The sequence below is a fragment of the Myxococcus sp. MxC21-1 genome, assembly GCF_032612255.1.
Taxonomy (GTDB): Bacteria; Myxococcota; Myxococcia; order Myxococcales; family Myxococcaceae; genus Myxococcus; species Myxococcus virescens.
This window is the reverse complement of sequence record NZ_CP123278.1, coordinates 7,945,053-7,962,807: the sequence shown is the minus strand read 5'-3', so window position 1 is coordinate 7,962,807 and position 17,755 is coordinate 7,945,053. Positions and strand designations below refer to the sequence as shown.

Annotated in this window: 14 protein-coding genes and 3 pseudogenes; 13 read left to right on the top strand and 4 right to left on the bottom strand. The window is 69.8% G+C overall.

What is annotated here, in order from left to right:
• The first annotated feature begins 139 nt into the window (after positions 1-139).
• A complete protein-coding gene (locus QEG98_RS35520) occupies positions 140-451 on the top strand; it encodes a hypothetical protein (RefSeq protein ID WP_090488432.1) in 312 nt (103 codons plus the stop codon).
• A 54-nt stretch (positions 452-505) separates the two neighbouring features.
• On the opposite strand, the pseudogene QEG98_RS35515 reads toward QEG98_RS35520, so the two are convergent.
• A pseudogene (locus QEG98_RS35515) lies at positions 506-2,055 on the bottom strand (4-alpha-glucanotransferase).
• 107 nt (positions 2,056-2,162) lie between these two features.
• Here QEG98_RS35515 and QEG98_RS35510 point away from each other — a divergent pair.
• The 5 genes from QEG98_RS35510 to QEG98_RS35490 all read left to right on the top strand — a co-directional run bounded on the left by QEG98_RS35510 (position 2,163) and on the right by QEG98_RS35490 (position 5,521).
• Positions 2,163-2,747, top strand: coding sequence for a DNA-3-methyladenine glycosylase (locus tag QEG98_RS35510; protein WP_316564471.1), 585 nt, complete (start codon positions 2,163-2,165; stop codon positions 2,745-2,747).
• Between the two features lie 35 nt (positions 2,748-2,782).
• Positions 2,783-3,397, top strand: coding sequence for an RNA polymerase sigma factor (locus QEG98_RS35505; protein ID WP_090488437.1), 615 nt, complete (start codon positions 2,783-2,785; stop codon positions 3,395-3,397).
• Positions 3,394-3,702: an anti-sigma factor family protein gene (locus QEG98_RS35500; protein WP_316564470.1), complete on the top strand. Its 309-nt coding sequence runs from the start codon at positions 3,394-3,396 to the stop codon at positions 3,700-3,702. Before QEG98_RS35505 ends, QEG98_RS35500 begins: the two co-directional genes overlap by 4 nt.
• Positions 3,699-4,775: a radical SAM protein gene (locus QEG98_RS35495; RefSeq protein ID WP_316564469.1), complete on the top strand. Its 1,077-nt coding sequence runs from the start codon at positions 3,699-3,701 to the stop codon at positions 4,773-4,775. The genes QEG98_RS35500 and QEG98_RS35495 overlap by 4 nt, the downstream gene beginning before the upstream one ends.
• 125 nt (positions 4,776-4,900) lie before the next feature.
• Positions 4,901-5,521 carry a DedA family protein gene (locus QEG98_RS35490; RefSeq protein ID WP_316564468.1) on the top strand — a complete coding sequence of 207 codons (621 nt, stop codon included), beginning with the start codon at positions 4,901-4,903 and terminating at the stop codon, positions 5,519-5,521.
• Between the two features lie 166 nt (positions 5,522-5,687).
• Here QEG98_RS35490 and QEG98_RS35485 read toward each other — a convergent pair whose 3' ends face one another.
• Positions 5,688-6,074, bottom strand: a complete 387-nt coding sequence (locus QEG98_RS35485) for a hypothetical protein (protein ID WP_316564467.1) — start codon at positions 6,072-6,074, stop codon at positions 5,688-5,690.
• A gap of 354 nt (positions 6,075-6,428) precedes the next feature.
• Here QEG98_RS35485 and QEG98_RS35480 point away from each other — a divergent pair, with 354 nt between their 5' ends.
• Both QEG98_RS35480 and QEG98_RS35475 read left to right on the top strand, forming a co-directional pair.
• Entirely contained in the window at positions 6,429-7,097 is a 669-nt protein-coding gene (locus QEG98_RS35480; protein WP_316564466.1) for a hypothetical protein, read from the top strand.
• Positions 7,094-7,753 carry a hypothetical protein gene (locus QEG98_RS35475; RefSeq protein WP_316564465.1) on the top strand — a complete coding sequence of 220 codons (660 nt, stop codon included), beginning with the start codon at positions 7,094-7,096 and terminating at the stop codon, positions 7,751-7,753. Before QEG98_RS35480 ends, QEG98_RS35475 begins: the two co-directional genes overlap by 4 nt.
• 36 nt (positions 7,754-7,789) lie before the next feature.
• On the opposite strand, the pseudogene QEG98_RS35470 reads toward QEG98_RS35475, so the two are convergent.
• Positions 7,790-10,935: pseudogene (locus QEG98_RS35470) on the bottom strand (ABC transporter substrate-binding protein).
• Positions 10,936-10,997: 62 nt separating this feature from the next.
• Between QEG98_RS35470 and QEG98_RS35465 the strand changes: the two are divergent.
• Positions 10,998-12,022, top strand: a pseudogene (locus QEG98_RS35465) (transglutaminase domain-containing protein).
• 9 nt (positions 12,023-12,031) lie between these two features.
• Here the strand turns inward: QEG98_RS35465 and QEG98_RS35460 are convergent.
• Positions 12,032-13,057: an arginine N-succinyltransferase gene (locus tag QEG98_RS35460; protein WP_090488449.1), complete on the bottom strand. Its 1,026-nt coding sequence runs from the start codon at positions 13,055-13,057 to the stop codon at positions 12,032-12,034.
• Between the two features lie 256 nt (positions 13,058-13,313).
• Here QEG98_RS35460 and QEG98_RS35455 point away from each other — a divergent pair, with 256 nt between their 5' ends.
• From QEG98_RS35455 to QEG98_RS35440, 4 genes are all read left to right on the top strand, one after another.
• Complete coding sequence (locus QEG98_RS35455; protein ID WP_316564464.1) at positions 13,314-14,462, top strand: polysaccharide lyase; 1,149 nt, start codon at positions 13,314-13,316, stop codon at positions 14,460-14,462.
• Positions 14,463-15,212: 750 nt separating this feature from the next.
• On the top strand, positions 15,213-15,803 hold the full coding sequence (locus QEG98_RS35450; RefSeq protein WP_316564463.1) for a hypothetical protein: 591 nt from the start codon (positions 15,213-15,215) through the stop codon (positions 15,801-15,803).
• 309 nt (positions 15,804-16,112) lie between these two features.
• A complete protein-coding gene (locus QEG98_RS35445) occupies positions 16,113-16,535 on the top strand; it encodes a hypothetical protein (RefSeq protein WP_316564462.1) in 423 nt (140 codons plus the stop codon).
• Entirely contained in the window at positions 16,433-17,707 is a 1,275-nt protein-coding gene (locus QEG98_RS35440; RefSeq protein WP_316564461.1) for a serine hydrolase domain-containing protein, read from the top strand. Before QEG98_RS35445 ends, QEG98_RS35440 begins: the two co-directional genes overlap by 103 nt.
• Positions 17,708-17,755 lie beyond the last annotated feature (48 nt).

The window sequence follows — 17,755 nt, the reverse complement described above, 5'->3', positions numbered from 1 at the left end:
CCCCAACACTTCTTCCGTCCAGGATGGCAATGCTTTGTCGCATACCGGGACGTCGGGTCAAACCCCAGTGTCCGGTGCCGCGGAATGGCGCCTCGCGAAGACGTGCAAGCCGCTCCCACCTGGCCCAAGATGGGGGGTCATGGCCCAGTCCCGGCGAATCAGAAGCCTGGTGTTCTCCGTGCTCGCGGTATGCGCGTCCTCGTGTGGTGTCTCCGAGGACGAGGCGGTGCGCCCCAAGGAGGGCGAGAGCTTGTCGGACGCGCCCTACTGCGGCTCGTTCGGCTGCGTGAACCCGTACCAGTTCTGCGCGGAAATCTTCCTGGAGTTCGGCCGCTCGCCGCCCATCTGCGTCTTCGACGACATCTGCGAGCGGCTGGAGTGCGCCAACTCCAACCGCACCTGCGCCCTGTTCGACGGCTTCCCGGCCCAGGTGAAGTGCATCAAGCCGTGAGGCCGTCACGGCCGCGCGTGTCCGCTCACTTCGGGGCCCCGGGCGGACGGTGTCTCAGCGCCGCGCGGACGCGGTGAGCCAGGCCAGCCGTTCAGCGGCCTCGCGCGTGCGCGAATCGGTGAGCAGGTCGCTCACGTTCTGCTCGATGCGGTAGGCCCAGTTCGAATCGCTCATGGAGCCGGGCAGGTTGATGCGGTCCCGGGTGCCGAGCACGTCCTGCCAGGGCAACACGCACAGGTCGCTGTTGGCGTTGAGCGCCGAGGCCAGCATGGCCCGGTGCACGTCCGGGGTGAACTCGCGGGTGATGGCCACGCCGTTGAGCTCCGGCCATGCGCGCGCCGCCGCATGCCGCTCGTGGTCGCCCGCGCCCTCCCACCACTCGGCCACCGTGTCCGTGTCATGCGTGCCGGTGGTGACCAGGGACACCGCCGGGAACTGGCGCGGGTCGCGGTAGTGGTTGTCGTCCCGCTCCCAGCGCATCACCCGGTAGCCGGGCAGCTGGAGCTCCGCGAGGATGTGGCGCACGAAGGGCGGAATCACGCCCAGGTCCTCGGCGACGATGCCAGCGCCCTCGGACAGCAGGCGGAAGGTCTTCTCGCCCAGGCGGCGGTGGCTCTCCTCGTCCGGCGGGATGAAGCGCCCGGTGGGCGTCTGCGCGTCGCGAATCCACTGCCGGAAGTACCCCACCGCGTGGTCCACGCGACGCAAGTCGTAGTAGCTGGCCGCCTTCTTCGCGCGCGTCTTCAGCCACGCGAAGTCGTCCTTCTCCATGGCCGCCAGGTCGAAGTAGGGCAGGCCCCAGTCCTGGCCCGTGGCGGAGAAGTCATCCGGAGGCACGCCCAGGCGGGCGTCGCGCCGCAGGATGTCCGGGTGCGCCCACACGTCCGCGCTGTCCTGACCGATGATGAACGGCTCGTCGCCGCACAGGAGGACGTCCTTGGCGCGGGCCTGCGTCCGCACCTCGTTCCACTGCTGCTCGGCCACCCACTGGAGCCAGGCGTGGTAGCGCACGCGGCGCTCCAGCTCCCGGCCCTTCTGGGCCAGGGCCTCGGGTTGACGGGTGCGCAGCGGCTCCGGCCACTCCCACCACGGGCGGCGGTCCTCCTGCTCGCTGATGGCGGTGAAGAGCGCGTAGCTCTCCAGCCACTCGCCCTGGGCGTCGCGCCACTGGCGGAAGGCCTTCGCCCGCTCGGACTGAGGCGCCCAGTGCTGCGCTTCGAAGACGTCGAAGGCGCGCGCGAAGGCGGTGTCCTTGAGGGGAAGACCAAATCGTAGCGCACGCGCGGCGCCGAGCGCGCCTCGGCCAGCTGGGCGCGCTGGGCGTCGGACAGGGCCGCCTCGCCGCCGGCCGCGGTGAACTCCGGCAGCCGCTGCAGGTCGATGAAGAGGGGATTGAGGCCGAAGGCCGAGCGCGTCGCGTAGGGGCTCGGGTCGCCCGGCGCGGTGGGCAGCAGCGGCAGCACCATCAGCATCCGCTGGCGGGCGGCCTTCATCCAGGTGAACAGTCCCTCCAGGGCACCGAAGTCACCGATGCCAAAGTCGGTCTGCGAGCGGAGGGAGAAGAGCGGGAGCAAAAGACCGGAGAGCCGGCCAGGGGTGGACATGGTGCGATGCAATCTGCCCCAGCCCCGCGCTGGTGGGAACTGCGGACGCTCTCCGAGTGTGTCTGGGTTCTTCGCTTTCCGGACGGAAGGGCCGTTAACATCCAGGTGTGAACTGGTTGCCGGAGTCTTTCTACGCCCGTCCCGCGCTGGTGGTCGCCCGGGAGCTGCTCGGCGCCTGGCTGGTGGTGGAGGAGGGCGGGCAGCGCCGGGTGGGCCGCATCGTGGAGACGGAGGCCTATGTCGGCGAGCATGACCTGGCGTGCCACGCGGCCAAGGGGCTCACCCCTCGCACCGAGGTCATGTTCGGACCGGCCGGCGTGGCGTACGTCTATCTGATTTATGGCATGCACCACTGTTTCAACGTGGTGACGGATGCCACGGGGGTGGGCGCGGCGGTGCTGGTGCGGGCGGTGGAGCCGGTGGAGGGCCTGCCCCCGGGGACGCGCACGGACGGGCCGGGCCGCTTGTGCAAGGCGCTGGGCCTCACCCGGGCGCACAACCGGCGGGGCCTGTGCACGCCCGCGCTGCACCTGCGACCCGGGACGCCTGTTCCCGAGTCAGCCGTGTCCCGGGGGCCTCGGATTGGCGTGGATTACGCCGGGACCTGGGCCGCCGAACCCTTCCGGTTGTGGGTCCGGGACAGTCAACATGTCAGCAAGGGGCCGCCACCGGGGCGCCGCAAGCCCGCTTGACGGCGGGCTTCCTGGCTGGTTGGGTGCGCCCCGCCATGTCCGACGAGGCCGTCATGGGCGAGGACCGTCAGCTCCTCGCTCGCGCACAGGATGGGGATGTTTCCGCCTTCGAGGCCCTGGTGGATGCCCACCGGGACAAGGTGTATGGCCTGGCGCTCCGGATGACCCGTTCGGAGGCCGATGCGGCCGAAATCACCCAGGACACCTTCCTGTCCGCCTACCAACATCTGAAGGATTTCCGGGGGGATGCGGCCTTCGGTTCCTGGGTGCACCGCATCGCCGCCAACCATGCGCTCATGCGCCTGCGCCACCGCCGCGTGGCCCAGGCAGCCGAGCAGGAGCTCCAGGGCCCGGAGTTCACCGAGCGGGGCTCCCTGGCGGAGTATCCCCAGACGGATTGGAGCCGGGACGCCGAGGAGAAGGCCCTGGACGCCGAGCTGGGCTCCGCCATCCAGCAAGCCTCGGACCGCCTGCCCGAGGGGTACCGGGAGGTCTTCCTCTTGAAAGACGTGGAGGGCCTCAGTTACGAACAGATTGCAGAGGCGACGGGGGACTCCATCCCCGCCATCAAGAGCCGGTTGCACCGGGCACGGCTCGCGCTCCGTGAAGCCATCGACGCTTTCTACAACCGGGATAGCCGCGAGTTGTGAAACGCGACGAAGCGCTCGGCATCATCGAGAGGAACGAGGGCGCGCCGCAGCCAGCCGAGGTTCGGATGTACAACTGCAAAGATTCCATCAACCTCCTGCTGCAATTCCTCGACGGAGAGATGTCTCCCGAGGACACACAGCACCTACGTGAGCACCTGCGCGGATGCAGTCCCTGTGTGGACTTCCTGCGCACCTACCGGGCCACCCCCGGGCTGTGCAAGAAGGCGCTGGCGGCGAAGATGCCGAAGGAAGTCTCCGACAAGCTCACCGAGTTCCTTCGCTCCAAAATCAAGTCCGCCTCGTGAACCTGAAGTCATTGTCGTTGCAGGAGCTGGAGGCCGCGCTCGCGCCGCTCTCCCCGTCGCCCGCCGCCGTCCGCAAGGTGTTCGCGGCCGTCTTCGCCCACGGCGCGCAGTCCGTGGAGGAGGTCGCTTCGGCCCGTCAGGTGCCGCGCCGCGTGGGAGACCACCTGCGTGCCCACGCGGAGATGCCGAAGCTGGCAATCGTCGAGCGCCGCCGCGCGGACGACGGCTTCGTGAAGTACCTCTTCGACTCGCCGCTGGGCGGACGTATCGAAGCGGTCCGCATCCCCATCTTCGATGAGAAGTACGTCATCTGCGTCTCCAGCCAGGTGGGCTGTGCGCTGGCGTGCGACTTCTGCATGACGGGGAAGTTGGGCTTCAAAAGGAACCTCCAGACCTGGGAGATATTGGACCAGGTGCTCCAGGTCCGGGAGGAAGCGGACCGGCCGGTGCGCGGCGTCGTCTTCATGGGGATGGGGGAGCCGCTGCTCAACTACAAGGAGACGCTGCGGGCCGCGGACATCCTGCGGCACCCGGCGGGGTTCTCCATCGCGGGCGAGGCGATTACCTTCTCCACGGCGGGCCATGTGCCGGCGATCCGCCGCTACGTGCGCGAAGGGCATCCGTACCGGCTGGCCTTCTCCGTGACGAGCGCCATCGCGGAGAAGCGAGCGAAGGTGCTGCCGATTGAGAAGACGCACCCGCTGCCGGAGCTCATCGCGGCCATCCGCGAGTACAGCGAGGTGCGGCGCGAGCGGGCGATGATCGCCTATGTCGCCATCAGCGGCTTCAACATGGGCCGCGAGGACGCCGAGGCGCTGAAGGCCGCCTTCGAGGGCATCCGCATCAAGGTGGACCTCATCGACGTGACGGACCCGACCGGGAAGTACCTGCCGCCCACGCCCGAGGAGCTGAGCGCGTTCCGCGACCACCTCCAGATTCTCAAGTCGCCGGTGGCGCGTCGGTACTCCGGTGGCAAGGAGATTGGCGCGGCGTGTGGCACGCTGGCGGCCACGCAGTATGGCGGCACGGTGATGCCGCGGCCCTCCGAGGCGCCTCCGTCCACGACGCCATGACGCGGGCCCCGTGTGGGCCCCGGGGATGTTCACCGCTGGCGGGGCCAGGGCGGAAGCACCTTTCGCGTTGGCGGCTTCCGACTTAAATCCGACGGGGCACGACTCGCCGGAGGTCGCACGCTCGGATGGTGGAATTCATCGACCAGCTCATCTCGGCCCTGGGGCCACTGGGCCTGCTGGTGCTAGGGCTGGCGGCGATGCTGGAGTACGTCGTGCCGCCCTTTCCCGGGGATACCATCACCCTGCTGGGGGGCGTGTACGCGGTGCGTGGCTCGCAACCGTGGATGCTCGTCTTCCTGGTGGTGACGGTGGGCAGCGTGGCGGGCGCGGCCATCAACTACGCGGTGGGGCATTGGCTGGCGAAGCGCCTCGACGCCCGCCCCGAGCGCAGCTTCTTCGGCATCACCCATGCGCGGCTGGAACAGGTTCAAGCACGCATGCGCGTGAATGGGCCGTGGCTGCTGCTGGTGAATCGTTTCCTGCCGGGCATCCGGGGCCTCATCTTCGTCGCCGCGGGGGCCTCGCGCATGCCGCGATTCAACGCGCTGGCGCTGGGCGCGGTGTCCGCCATGGCACATACCGGGCTGGTGCTGGGGTTGGGCACGGCGGTGGGCGGCAATCTGGAGCGGCTGACGGCGCTCGTCACCCGGTACCAGTACGCGGTGGTGGGGCTGGTCGTCATTGGCGTCATTGGCGTGGTCATCCGGATGTTGGCTCGGCGCCGTGCCCCCGCGCCGGGGCCTTGAGTTCGTCTCAGGACGGCGCCTTGGCGTTGCATTGCAGGGGCGCGCGGCCCCGCGCTTGAGTCGCGGGCATGCATCTGCCGGCGCGTTCCTGGAGTCCATTGTGGGTGGCGCTCATGCTCGCCGTGGGCGGGTGCCAGTCGGGGGACTCCGGGACGGGAGGCTCGCGTCAGGGGTTCCGGCCCCGGGATGCGGTGGTGGACTTCGGCCGTGTGCTGGAGGGGACGCAGGCGCGCCGCGCGGTGACGGTGCTGGCCACGGGCCGTGTGGGCCTGACGGTGGCGGCATCCGTGGAGGCGCCCTTCGCCGTGGTGACGTCCGAGGTGAGCGTCGCTGGCGGCGGCGCGACCGAAGTGGAGGTCGTCTTCACCGCGGGGCATGGGCCGTCGGAAGGGACGCTGCTGCTGTCAGGCGCGGGGCTGACGGAGTCCGTTCGCCTCACGGGCCTGGGCATCCGGTCCACGCCGTGTCCGGAGCGTCCCTGCTTCGACTCCCGCTTCGACGTGGCATCCGGGACGTGCGTGGAGACGCCGCTGGAGGAAGGCGCCGCGTGCACGCCGGAGAGCCGCTGTCAGGTGGATGGCCGCTGCCAGGCGAGCGTCTGCGTGGGCCACCCGAGGACGTGTGACGACAACAATCCGTGCACGGTGGATGCGTGTTCGCCCACGCGAGGGTGTGTGACGTCGCGGGTGGCGTGCCCCGCGCCGGAGAACCCCTGCAAGGTGGGGCTGTGCGACCGGGACGAGGGCTGCACGGCGGTGGACGCCGACGACTTCAGTCCTTGCGGCCCGGCGGACTGTCAGAAGGCGCGTCTGTGCTTCAGCGGCGCGTGCCGGGAGGTGACGCCCCCGAGGGTTTCGTCTGCGCGCCCGCTACCGCCTGCCAGGGAGAAGGGACGTGCCAAGGCGGCGTGTGTCAGCGGCCGGACCCTGTCGAGCTCGCGCCGGAGCTCAGCCTGGAGCTGGAAGGCGTGCCGGTGGCGGCGGACGGTGGGACGGTGTTGCTCGTCTCGGAGGACGCTCTCTACACCTCCGTGTGTGGCGGGGACGCGGGCTGCCAGTTGGTCGCGTACACGCGCTCTGGGCTGCTGCGGTACGCGTCTTCGTACCCGGATGGGGGCGCGCGGTCGCTGCTGGCCGCGTCGGATGCGGGCGTGGTGGTCCATGCGCCAGAGGGGCTCGAGGCCTATGCGCCGCGCGGCTCCGGTGCGCGCCTGTGGCAGGCGTCGTGGGCGTCGCTAGGGGCGAGCGAGGGCCTGCCACCGGGAGCCGCCGTCGCGAGCCACATCGCACTCACGCACGAGGAGGACATCCTCGCGTACGTCGCGTGGCGGGCCGTGCCGGATGCCGGCGGCGTGGATGATGGCGGCACCGCGCCCGAATCCGCGAGGCTCGTCTGGCTGTCGGGTCGCGAGGGCGCGGGCGCGTTGCTGGGCGCGTCACAGGTCGAAGCCTGGCGAGGTGAGGCGCGGCTGGGGCTGGACGTGCTGGGGACGGCCTATCTCTACACGGTGGATGGACGGCTGGCGCGGGTGGAGGTGTCGCCAGGAGTGGCGGATGGCGGTGGGGGACGGCGTTGACGTTGAGCGCGCTGCTGGATGGCGGTGTTCCGGATGGAGGTGCGTCACTGGCCATCGCGGGTGGGCGGCTGCTGGTGGGCGCGCGAGCCTTTGTTCCGGAGGATGGCGGCGTGCCCGTCATGCTCTCGGAAGGGGGCGGTGGGGCCAGCGGGCGGGTGCCCATCGCGGAGCCGGCGCTCCTGTCCTCGGCTGGACAGCCTGGCCAGCTCTTCGCGCGGGCATGTGCGCGCACGGACGGCGTTCCCTGCACGGCGCGGGAGGAGCGTGTCGTGCTTCGCGCCGTGGACCCGGAGTCCGGACACGTGGTGTGGGAGGTGGATGCACTTCCGGATGAGGTGGCACCGGGCACGGTGTACGAAGCCGCGTTGCTTCAAGGGGGCGCGGTGGGGGTGCTCGCTGACGCCGAACTGCCGGAGGGCCCCCAGGCCTGGATACAGTTCTTTGCTCAAGGTGCCCGAGTCGGCAGCTGCCCGCTTCCCAGTCGCCCACGGGTGGCGGGTGCCGCGTTCCTGGGGCAGCACCTGTATGTCGTCTTGAACCGCGATGGCGTGTGGCGGCTGGAGTCGTACGGCCTGGGGCGGGACTTCACGACGGAAGACCGCGGCTGGCCGCAGCGCCATGGCGGGCCCTCGCGGAGGAGAATCGAATCTCCGTGATGCCGGCGTCGCGCGCCACCCGTGCCTTGGGCTGTCTCAGGTGGCGGCGTTCGGGTCGACCCAGAGGTCGTCGAAGCGCACCTGGGGCGGCGTCTGGTGCAGCCGCAGGCTTTGGACCGCGGGGGTCGCGGCCGCGTGGGCGCGGTCGTGGTACAGCGGGATGAGGGGGCAGTCTTCCTGGAAGAGCTGCTCCGCGCGCAGATAGAGCTGACGGCGCAGCTCCGGGTCGATGGAGACGCGGGCCTCGGCGGTGAGGCGGTCCAGCTCCGGGTTCCGGTAGCCCATGGGGAACACCGTCTGGGCGTTGGAGTGGAGGAGGAAGTGCAGGAAGGTGTCCGGGTCCGGGTAGTCGGCCAGCCAGCGGCTGCGGAAGGCGGGGAGGCGGCCCTCGGTCACCTGGGTCGTGTATTCCTCGAGCGACATCTCCACGTAGCGCAGCTCCAGCAGCCCGGCCTGGAGCAGGGGGCGGAAGAGCACCGCGTCCTCCGCGGAGTGGTCATTGCCGGTGGGACGGTGGAGCGTCAGCCGCAGCCTGCGCAGGCCTGCCTCTCGCAGCAACCGCTCGGCGAGGGCCACGTCCGGGACGGGGGCGGGGCCCATGTCCGCGTCATCCAGCAGCTCGGGTGGGGTCAGCGAGCGAGCCACGCGCGCGCCGGGATGGAACTGGCTCACCATGGCCGGGATGTCCATGCCCGCGCGGAGTGCGCGCCGGACTCTCACGTCGTCGAAGGGCGCCTCCCGGTGGTTGAGCACCACGAAGGCCGTGGAGGGCGTGGTGCTCGCGGCGAGCTGGAAGGCCTCCAGGCCGGGCAGTTCCACATGCTCCGTGTCGAGGAACGACACCAGGTCCACCGCCCCCTGGCGCAGCAGCGTCACCGCTTCCTTGCGAGAACCGGCGAGCAGGAACTCCAGCCGGTCCACCATCGGTACGCCCGGGCGCCAGTAAGAGGGGTTTCGCTCCAGCACCACGTGCTCGGGTTCCAGGGCGAGGAGCCGGAACGGTCCGGTGCCGACCAGCCGCCCGTTGGCGTCCGTCCGGGCCACCGCGGTGGCGGTGAGCGCCATCAACTGGAGGAAGAACGCCTTGGGCTCGCGGAGGCGAATCTCCAGCGTGTGGTCGTCCAGCACCTCCAGGCCGGACACGTCGCGCGCCATGCCAGCGGCGTACTCCGGCGCGCCCTCCACGTCCTCCAAGAGGCTCCGGTCGGGCGAGCGGAGTGCCGGGTCCAGCAGCCGCTCCAGGTGGCGCTTCACGTCGTTCGCCGTCAGCAGCGTGCCGTCGTGGAAGGCGACGCCACGGCGCAGATAGAAGCGGTAGCGGCGCGCGGAAGGGTCTGCGTCCCAGCGCTCGGCCAGGTCGGGCTCCAGCCCGCCGTCCTCTCTGCGCACCAGCGTGGAGAACACGCACGCGGTGAGCTCGGAGACCTGGTTCTCCACGCTGAAGAGCGGGTCCACCGCCTGGCGGTTCCGCAGCGACGCGGCCTGGTGCATGCCCACGCGCAGTGTCCCGCCGGAGTGGGGCGTGGGGAGCTTGAAGTGGTACACTTCCGCTTCCAGGCCCTCGGCTTCGTGGCCCAGCTGGTCCACCGTTCGCGTCAGCCCGTCGCCGATGCGGATGACCCGGCGAGCGTCCTCGCGCACCTGGGCGACTTCCTCGCGGATGGAGGCGTCGGCCTTGGTGAGCACCACGTTGGCGGAGCGCAGCTCCTCCAGGGCGGCGCTCAGCCGCACCACCGACTCGGAGAGGTCACGCCCGGTGCGCGCCTGGGCCTCCGCCTTCTGCGAGGCGCCCTGGCCCACGCGGGCCATCTCCTGCGTCTGGCGCAGCAGCTCGCGCGCATGGCCGGACTGTTCGATGGCCATGCGCGTGACGTTCTCCACCCGCAGGGCCACGCGGCGGCTGGCCTCCACGACCGTGGCCCCCTGCGCCTCCAGCCGTTGCGTCTCCGCCACCGTGGCTTCAACGGCGGTGAAGGTGCGCTGGGTGATGGTGCGAATCTCCACCAGGGCCTCGGCGGCGCGGTCGCCCAGGGCCACACCGGCGGTGGCTCGCTCGCGGCCTTCCTGCACCAGCGCCGCCGCCGTCTGTACGGCGTCGCGCACGCCCGCCACCATGGCGCCGATTTCGCGGGTGGAGCGCGTGGTGCGCTCGGCCAGGTTGCGAATCTCGTTGGCCACCACGCCGAAGGGCCGCCCCTGCACGCCCGCCTGGGCGGCGATGATGGCGGCATTGAGGGCCAGCAGGTTGGTCTGGTCCGCAATCTCCTGGATGACGTCGACGATGCGGCCGATTTCCATCGAGCGCGTGCCCAGCATCTCCATCAGCTCGGCGGCCTTCCGGACCGTCTCCTCCACCCGGTACATGCCCTTGACGCTGTCGCCCACCAGCACCTCGCCGCGCTCGGCGGTGGCCGTCACGGCGATGGCCAGCTGGTTCGTCTCATTGGCACGGCGGCGCACGGAATCGATGCCGCCTTCCACGGCGGCGACGAAGTCCTCGGCCTCGCTGGCGAAGCGGCCCAGCTCGTCACCGGACGCGGCGATGTTGGCCATCCGTTCGGCCATGGCCTGCATCAGCGACGTGGTGTTGTGGGCGAAGGTGTTGACCTGGGCCAGCGAGTCCACCACCTGCTCCAGCCGCTCCGTCATCTCCAGCAGCGCGCCGGTGGTGTCGACGGCGAAGACCTCCAGTTGGTGCACCCGCTTGCCTGCCACCTGGAGGCTGCCGCCCATGCCGCTGACGGCCTCCAGCGTGCGCTCCACCGCGCCGCCCTGCCGCCGCGCGGCCTCCAGCAGCATCCGGGCCTGCCCGCTCACGTCCGTGCTGGTGCGGTGCAGGTTGGCCGTCACCCGCTGCACCTGCGCCAGGGCGCGCCGCAGGGACAGGATGAGGCGGCGCACGTCCTCGTGGCCTTCATAGCGCGGCCCCACCGTGGTGGTGAGGTCGCCCTCCGCCAGCCGCGCCATCACCTGCCGGCGCACCCGCCGCCGCTGCGCCGCCCAGCGGAACCACGCGAGGTATCCCCCGCGAGATAGAGCGCGGGCGTGGCGAGCAGCACCACCGCCCAGGTGGCATTCGGAAGCGGCGCCCCGGACACGGCTCGCAGCATCCCCCCCAGGAGGAGCGCGGAGACCAGCCCTGCCGCCAGGCCGAACGTGAACAGGTACCGTTTGGCGCCCATGAAGGAGTGGAACGCTACTCCGCCTTCTCGCGCCGGTCCTCAAAACGCCGCACACTGGGGCCGTGGCCACCCTGCTTGCCCTGCTGCTGCTGACGCTCCCGGTAAAGCCAGAGAATCCTGGTAGCGCTGGCGCGCCACCCGCGCTCCAGGCGGATTCCACGCGCTACGTCTTCGCCTGGCGCGGCGTGCCGGTCGGCACGGTGACGCTGAAGCTGGAGCCGGGCCGTTTTACCTATGTCAGCCAGCACCTGCACACCCGCGCCGGAAAGGCGGGAGCGCGCCGCCGGGAACAGTCCCTGGAGGTGGATGCCCAGGGGCGGGTGCGTGGCTCGCCGGCGGTGCCGCAGGCGCTGTGGCTCTGGAAGGGCGTGCCCGCCGTGGGGTGTGTCGTGGGGCGGGAGGAGCTGACGGGCCGCGAGGGCCCGCACTGCGTCACCCGGGTGGAGGACCGGCGCGTGGAGGGAACGTTGTTGGGGACGGCCTTCCAGGCCCGCTATGGGGCGGACGGCCGGATGGAGGCGCTGGAGGTGGGCGACTCGCGCTTCACCGTGGCCGCGCCTGGGGAGCGCCTGCGCGCGCCTCCTGAGCTCTTCGCGGATGGACTGCCCGTGGAGGGGGCTCGGGGCGCGCTGTCGCTGGAGCCGCCGCTCGCCGTTCCCGCGCGGCTCGCGGGGCTGACGCCGTGGAAGGCGGCGGCGGCGCGGGCGCTGGCGGCCGAGGTCCACGCGGCCTTCCCGGAGAAGATTCCCGGTGGCGCGGACTGGAGCGAGGACGGCGAGGGCGAGGCGGGAGGGTGCACGGCGCACGCGCTGCGCTTCGCGGAGGGGCCCGTGCTCGGGGCGTGAAGGTGGCGCTGGTGCACGGGCTGCTGGTGGTGGATGGCGGGCCGGCGCGCCCCCACGCCTGGGTGCGCGTGGCGCTGGCGAAGGGCGGGACGTTGGATTTGGACCCGACGTCCCTGGACGAGGTGTCACCGCAGACGCACCTGCCCGTCGCCCTGGCGGAGGCGCAGGGCCCCGCGCTGGAGGCGGGGGCGCGCTGGCTGTCGCTGCTGCGCGGGGCGCACCGGGTGGTGCGCCGGCCGTGAGGCAGCGGGTTACTCGAAGGGGATGATGGACACCTTCGCGCCGGCCTGGATGTCCAGGACCTCCTTGGCTCGTGCGGGCAGGAAGGCCTGGGTGTTCTCCAGCCGGGCCTGGCAGCGCACGGCGCGGAAGCGGTTGCGGCCGGAGTCGCTCTCCGCCGCGACGAGGACGTCATCCCCCTCCAGGTCGAAGTCCTCCTCCGCCACCTTGAGCGTGCGGAACTTGCGCACGAGGGAGATGTCGGCGGTGTTGGCCTCGAAGTGGGGACCGCCGTCGAACGGGTCGATGCGCTCCATGTACTTGAAGCCGATGCGCTCCAGCATGCGCTGCACGCCGCGCGTCTGCGGGCCCACCTCGCCCAGGACCTTCTGCACGCGCGCGGGGAAGAGCGACGCGTAGATGTCCGAGGCGGGGAAGAGCTCCTTGATGAACTCCTTGTTCTGCCGGCTGAGGCGGTCCGCCTCCTGGTAGGTGAGGCCGGTGAACTTCTTGCCGCAGGCCTCCCACAAGAGGCTGCGGCCGTCCGGAAGCAGCGGCGGCAGCAGCTCCGCCAGCACGCGAGGGCGGAAGAGCCGCCGGTGCATGGCGATGAAGAGGAAGCGCCCGTAGGACAGCTGCTTGCCGGGCTTGTCCGGCGTGGCGCGGTAGGGCGGGTCCACGACGAGGCCGCCCACCTCGGTGGGGCCCTCGTAGTTGTAGGCGATGGAGAGGACCTTGTGGCGAAGGTGACGGGAGAGGGACGCGGAGTAGTGCTCGCGCTCGCTCACCTCGTAATAGATGTGCGGAGCCTCGTAGGTGCCGTGCTGCGCGATGATCATCGACGTGCCGATGATGAGGCTGTTGCGCACGTCCTCCAGCACGAAGAGGTACTCGCGCTCGAAGGGGTTCTTCACCTTGCCCGCGAAGCTCTTCACCGACGTGTCCACGATGGCCGACAGCGTTTCCTCGTTGTTCGGCAGGTTCACCGTGTTCAGCACGGCCGCGAGCCTTTTGAGCCCGGGCAGGTCGGTCTTCTGGACGTCACGCAGGACAAGCATGGGGACACTCGGGGCGCCCCCGGAACGGAGCGCCGGAAAGTGCGGACTATACCCCACACCTGCCGCCAGTCAGCTTGAAGGTTGGCCGGCGTGTTGATGACGCGACGTGTTGCTGTCGGCTTGCCAGGACGCCCGGAGTGTGTCAGCCGCCCTGCGCTCGACGTGAAACATGGCGTGAAACATTCAAGGCCTTGCATGCCCGCCTGCCCACTTGCCGGCCCAGCGGGAAGGATTTCGCGGGGGAATGAAGCAGTGAATGGTTTGCGGTACCGTGTGCTGGTTGTTGCATTCCAAACCTTTGCGAGGATGTGTTTTGAGAGCCTTTATCCCCGGATGGCTTGTGATGTGGTGCGTCCCCGGGCTCGCCATGGCAGGCGTCGTGTGGCGGGGGGACTTCGAGACGGGGGACCGCTCGCAGTACTCCCGCGCGCAGATGGTGAACGCGGACCGGCTGCAGGTGGTGACGTCACCCGTGGCCGAGGGCAGATACGCGCTGAAGGCGACGGTGCATCAGGGCGACGACCCCATCAACGCCAGCGGGAATCGCAACGAGCTGGTCTACCTCGGCAACGAACCGGTGGGCTCGGAGTACTACTACCGCTGGAAGGTGATGTTCGCGAACGACTTCCCCAGCGTGGACACCTGGCAGCTCTTCACCCAGTGGCACCACGACGGATGCTGTGGTTCGCCGCCGGTGGAGTTCTACGTGAAGGGGGAGGAAATCCGGCTGTCGCTCCCCGGCACCAGCGAGATTCCGTGGCGCACGAAGCTCACCCGAGGCGTGTGGCACGAGTTCATCCTGCACGCGAAGTGGTCGTCCGACCCGAAGGTGGGCTTCGTCGAGCTGTGGCACAACAAGAAGTTGGTGCTGCCCAAGCGCGGCGCGATGACGATGTACTCGGGGCAGCGCAACTACCTGAAGCTCGGCCTCTACCGGAGTGACACCGTGAAGCCGGTGGGCGTCGTCTACCATGATGGTTTCATCCAGGCGACGGCGCTGTCGGACGTGCTCGAGCAGAAGCCGGAGCCGCCACCCGTGGACGCGGGGACGCCGATGGATGCGGGCTCGCCCATGGACGCCGGCTCGCCCGAGGACGCGGGGACGCCGATGGATGCGGGCTCGCCCATGGACGCCGGCTCGCCCGAGGACGCGGGCAGCGTGGACCCAGACCCCGTGGACGCGGGTGGGGCCGAGGAGCCGGGGCCGCAGCCGGAGGCGGACGCGGGGACGCCAGCCTGGGATGCGGGCACGGAGCCTGGGCCGAACGTGCCCCCGCCCGGAGGTATCTCCTCGGATGAGGGCGCCGCGGCACAGTCGGGGTGCAGCAGCACCGGTGGCTCCGCGGCGGCCTTCGCGCTGCTGGGGCTGATGGGCACGGCCGGCTACCGCCGCCGCAAGGGCTGAGCCTCCCGGGGCGCGCGGGCCCTCGGGCTCGCGCGCCATCGTGGGGAAAAGTGAGGGACGCGGCGCGCTCCACGTGTCTGGAGCGCTCGCACCCACGGGCGAGGTCGGCTCGCCCGGGAAGGTCCGTCCGGCTCCGAATCGGTGCGCCGCTCTCGTTCGAGCCATGAACCCGACGTGATACGTCTCATGCCTCGCCGTATCGATGCTGAGGCGGCCGGTGGAGCGCTACTCCAGGCGTGAAATCCAGCCTCATTCCTGACGGACTCGGAGTACGTTTGACGTGTCAGCAGCGCTCCGTGCCGGTCCTCTGCTCGTGAGCAGCAAGGCCAATGACCTGACAGGTCTGAAAGGGGCCTGTCGGGTGCGGACTCGCCCGTCACGGGCCGCGTCGTGGCGCTCCCTGGCCTCGCTGTGGGAGATGGCGACCTGATGCGGCGGGTCCAGGTATCCACACGATTCCATGTGCTGCGGCTGGAATGGAGGTGGATTGTGTCTGGGATTGGGGTGGACTTAAGCGTTCGGGGCAATGAATTGCATGGAAAGGGTTGTCGTTCCGGCGGTTGGAGCTGACGCGTCAGTCGGAGGGTGCAATTCCAGGCTCGATGCGAGCTTCAGAGGAAGCAGGGACAGGGCAATCGATGGCATGTGCGTTGCTTTGGTGAGTGTCAGGCGGGATGGACTCCTTGCCGTGAACCCGATGTGAGGGTTCAGCAACGACATACATCAACCACGCGAAGGGATTGGTGCGACATGCAGAGTGACAACCTGAATATCGTCTTCCTGATTGATTCCAAGAAGCTCCCCAAGGGCGGAGCCACCATCAACACCGCGACCGCGGTCGCACATCCGCCGTTCCTCCTGAACGGCACGCTCGAAGACCCCGAATTCAAGGTGCCCGTCCCGAGCGGGAAGACTGTCTGCATCTACACGGAGGAGGCGAATCACGACGAGTCCGTGAAGATCGCGCCCACTGGCATCATCGCGCATTCGTTCCGGAACGTTCAGCTCAAGGTCGCGGACATGAAGGACCCCGCGACGCGTCCCATCGACATCCCCAACTTCGACATGGATCCGGGCCCTGTGCCGGACTTCATCGCGTACAGCGGCGATGACGTGCAGTGGACGCCGGCGCCTTCTTCCTGGAGCAACTGGGCCAACAACCCGCTCATCGACGAGACTCTCACGCCGGGCATGAAGCGCACCTACATTCCGTTTGTCACGTTCAGAGCCAGTACGATCGTGAGCGGTGAGTTCCAATACGGAATGGTGTTTGGACTGACGAAGGACGGGACGAACGTCGAGTACTTCTACTTCGACCCCTATCTCGTCATCGGCTCGTGACGCTGACAGCTCCTTCAGCGCACGCGCTGCCCGCGCAAGCCGGTTGCTGTTGATGACGCTGGACTTGCACGACGCCGCGCAGAAAGCCACCGCTGCCGTCCGGGCCTCGATGGAACCCGGGCGGCCAGCGGCGGCCCCGCGCCGTTTGATGGCGCGGGCGCTCGAGTGGCGGCCGCATGCCTCGTCCCTCTCCGGCCCGGCGTCAGTGCCCTCGCAGGGGATTGATGCCGCTTCGTCATGGCGTGCGGGCCATGCAATATCGGCGCTTCCGGTGCGTAGTTCGAGCAGGTCCGCCCCCGGGGAACGCCCATGCGACACAGTCTCTACCTCCCGCTCTGTACCTTGCTGGCCTGTGCCCACACGCAACCCGTGGCCGCGCCCGCTTCGTCTCCAGTCCCTGCCGTGCAGCCGGCGCCAGCAGACCCCGAGTCCCAGCTCCGCGAGGCGTTGCAGCGGGCTGGCAGGGCGATGGAGGCGGGGCACTTCGACTCCGCGCTCTCGGAGATGCAGCGGCTGTGGGAAGGGGGCCGCCAGACGGACGAAGTGGCATGGTTCGCCGCCTACGCCTCGCTGGGCGCGGGCGACGACGCCGCGGCCTTCCAGTGGCTGGAGCGCGCCGTCGAGCGGGGATGGGCTCGCCGGGCGACCTGCTGCACGACAAGTCCCTGGAGCCGTTGCGGCGGATGCCGGGCTACGACGCACTGGTGGCGCGGGCGCGAGAGAACGCGCTGAAGGCGCGCGCCGAGGGCAACGTCGGGGCGGGGTTGGAGAAGGCGACGCCCGCCGAGGCGGGGCTGTCGGAGCCGGCGCTCGCGGCCTTCGTGAAGGCGGCCGAAGAATCGGGCTCGTCGGCCCTGGTGGTGCTCCGCCACGGCAAGCTGGTGGGAGAGTGGTACTTCGGCGGCGAGACGCAGCGCATCGAGTCCATGTCCGCCACCAAGGGCGTGGTGGCGCTGGCCATCGGCTTGCTCATCGACGAGGGCCGCATTCCCTCCGTCGACGCGCCTGTCTCCACCTTCTTCCCGGAGTGGAAGGACGGCCTCAAGGGGAAGGTCACGCTTCGGCACCTGCTCAGCCACACCTCGGGGCTGGCCGCGAACGCCCACGCGATGGACATCTACGAGTCGCGGGACTTCGTCCGCTACGCGCTGGACAGCCACGTGGTGGACGTGCCGGGCAGCCGGTTCTTCTACAACAACAAGGCCACCAACCTGCTGGCGGGCGTGGTGGAGCGCGCCTCGGGCGAGAAGCTGGACGCCTATCTCATGCGGCGCCTCTTCGAGCCGCTCGGCATCCGTGACGTGTTCTGGCAGAAGGACCCGTCCGGCAATCCGCTGGGCATGTCCGGCCTGCGCCTGCACCCCGTGGACTTCGCCAAGGTGGGCCAGTTGATGCTCCAGCGGGGCGTCTGGCAGGGCCAGCGCATCCTGAGCGAGGCCTGGATTCAGGAATGCACCGCCGCGTCATCTCAGGCCCATACCCCCACGGCGGGCTTGTTGTGGTGGCTCGTCTACGACAAGGCGTTCCGCGTGCTGGGGCAGGACATGGTGAACGAGGCGCGCCGCAACGGCATGCCGGAGGCGTCGCTGTCCCGCCTGCGGGACGTGGTGGACAAGCCGATTCCCTCCGGGGACTTCATGCAGGTGCTCTCCGAGCGGCTGGGCGGGATGAAGGGCGTCATGGCGTTCATGGAGAAGAGCGCCCGCATCCCGCTGCGCACGCACGTGGAGGGCGCGCCCCGGGGGTACTCCGCGCGAGGCTCCTTCGGGCAGCTCCTGCTGGTGGTGCCAGCGCAGGACCTGGTGGTGGTGCGCATGGCTGTGCCGGACGGGCGGGTTCCTCCAGACGTCATGGAGTTCCCTGCGTTCAACACGCTGGCCCTCTCGCTGGTGCCTTCTCCCTGACTGGCCAAGGGCGCACGCGGCGGGCCCGGTTGCCAGCCCGTGTGTCTG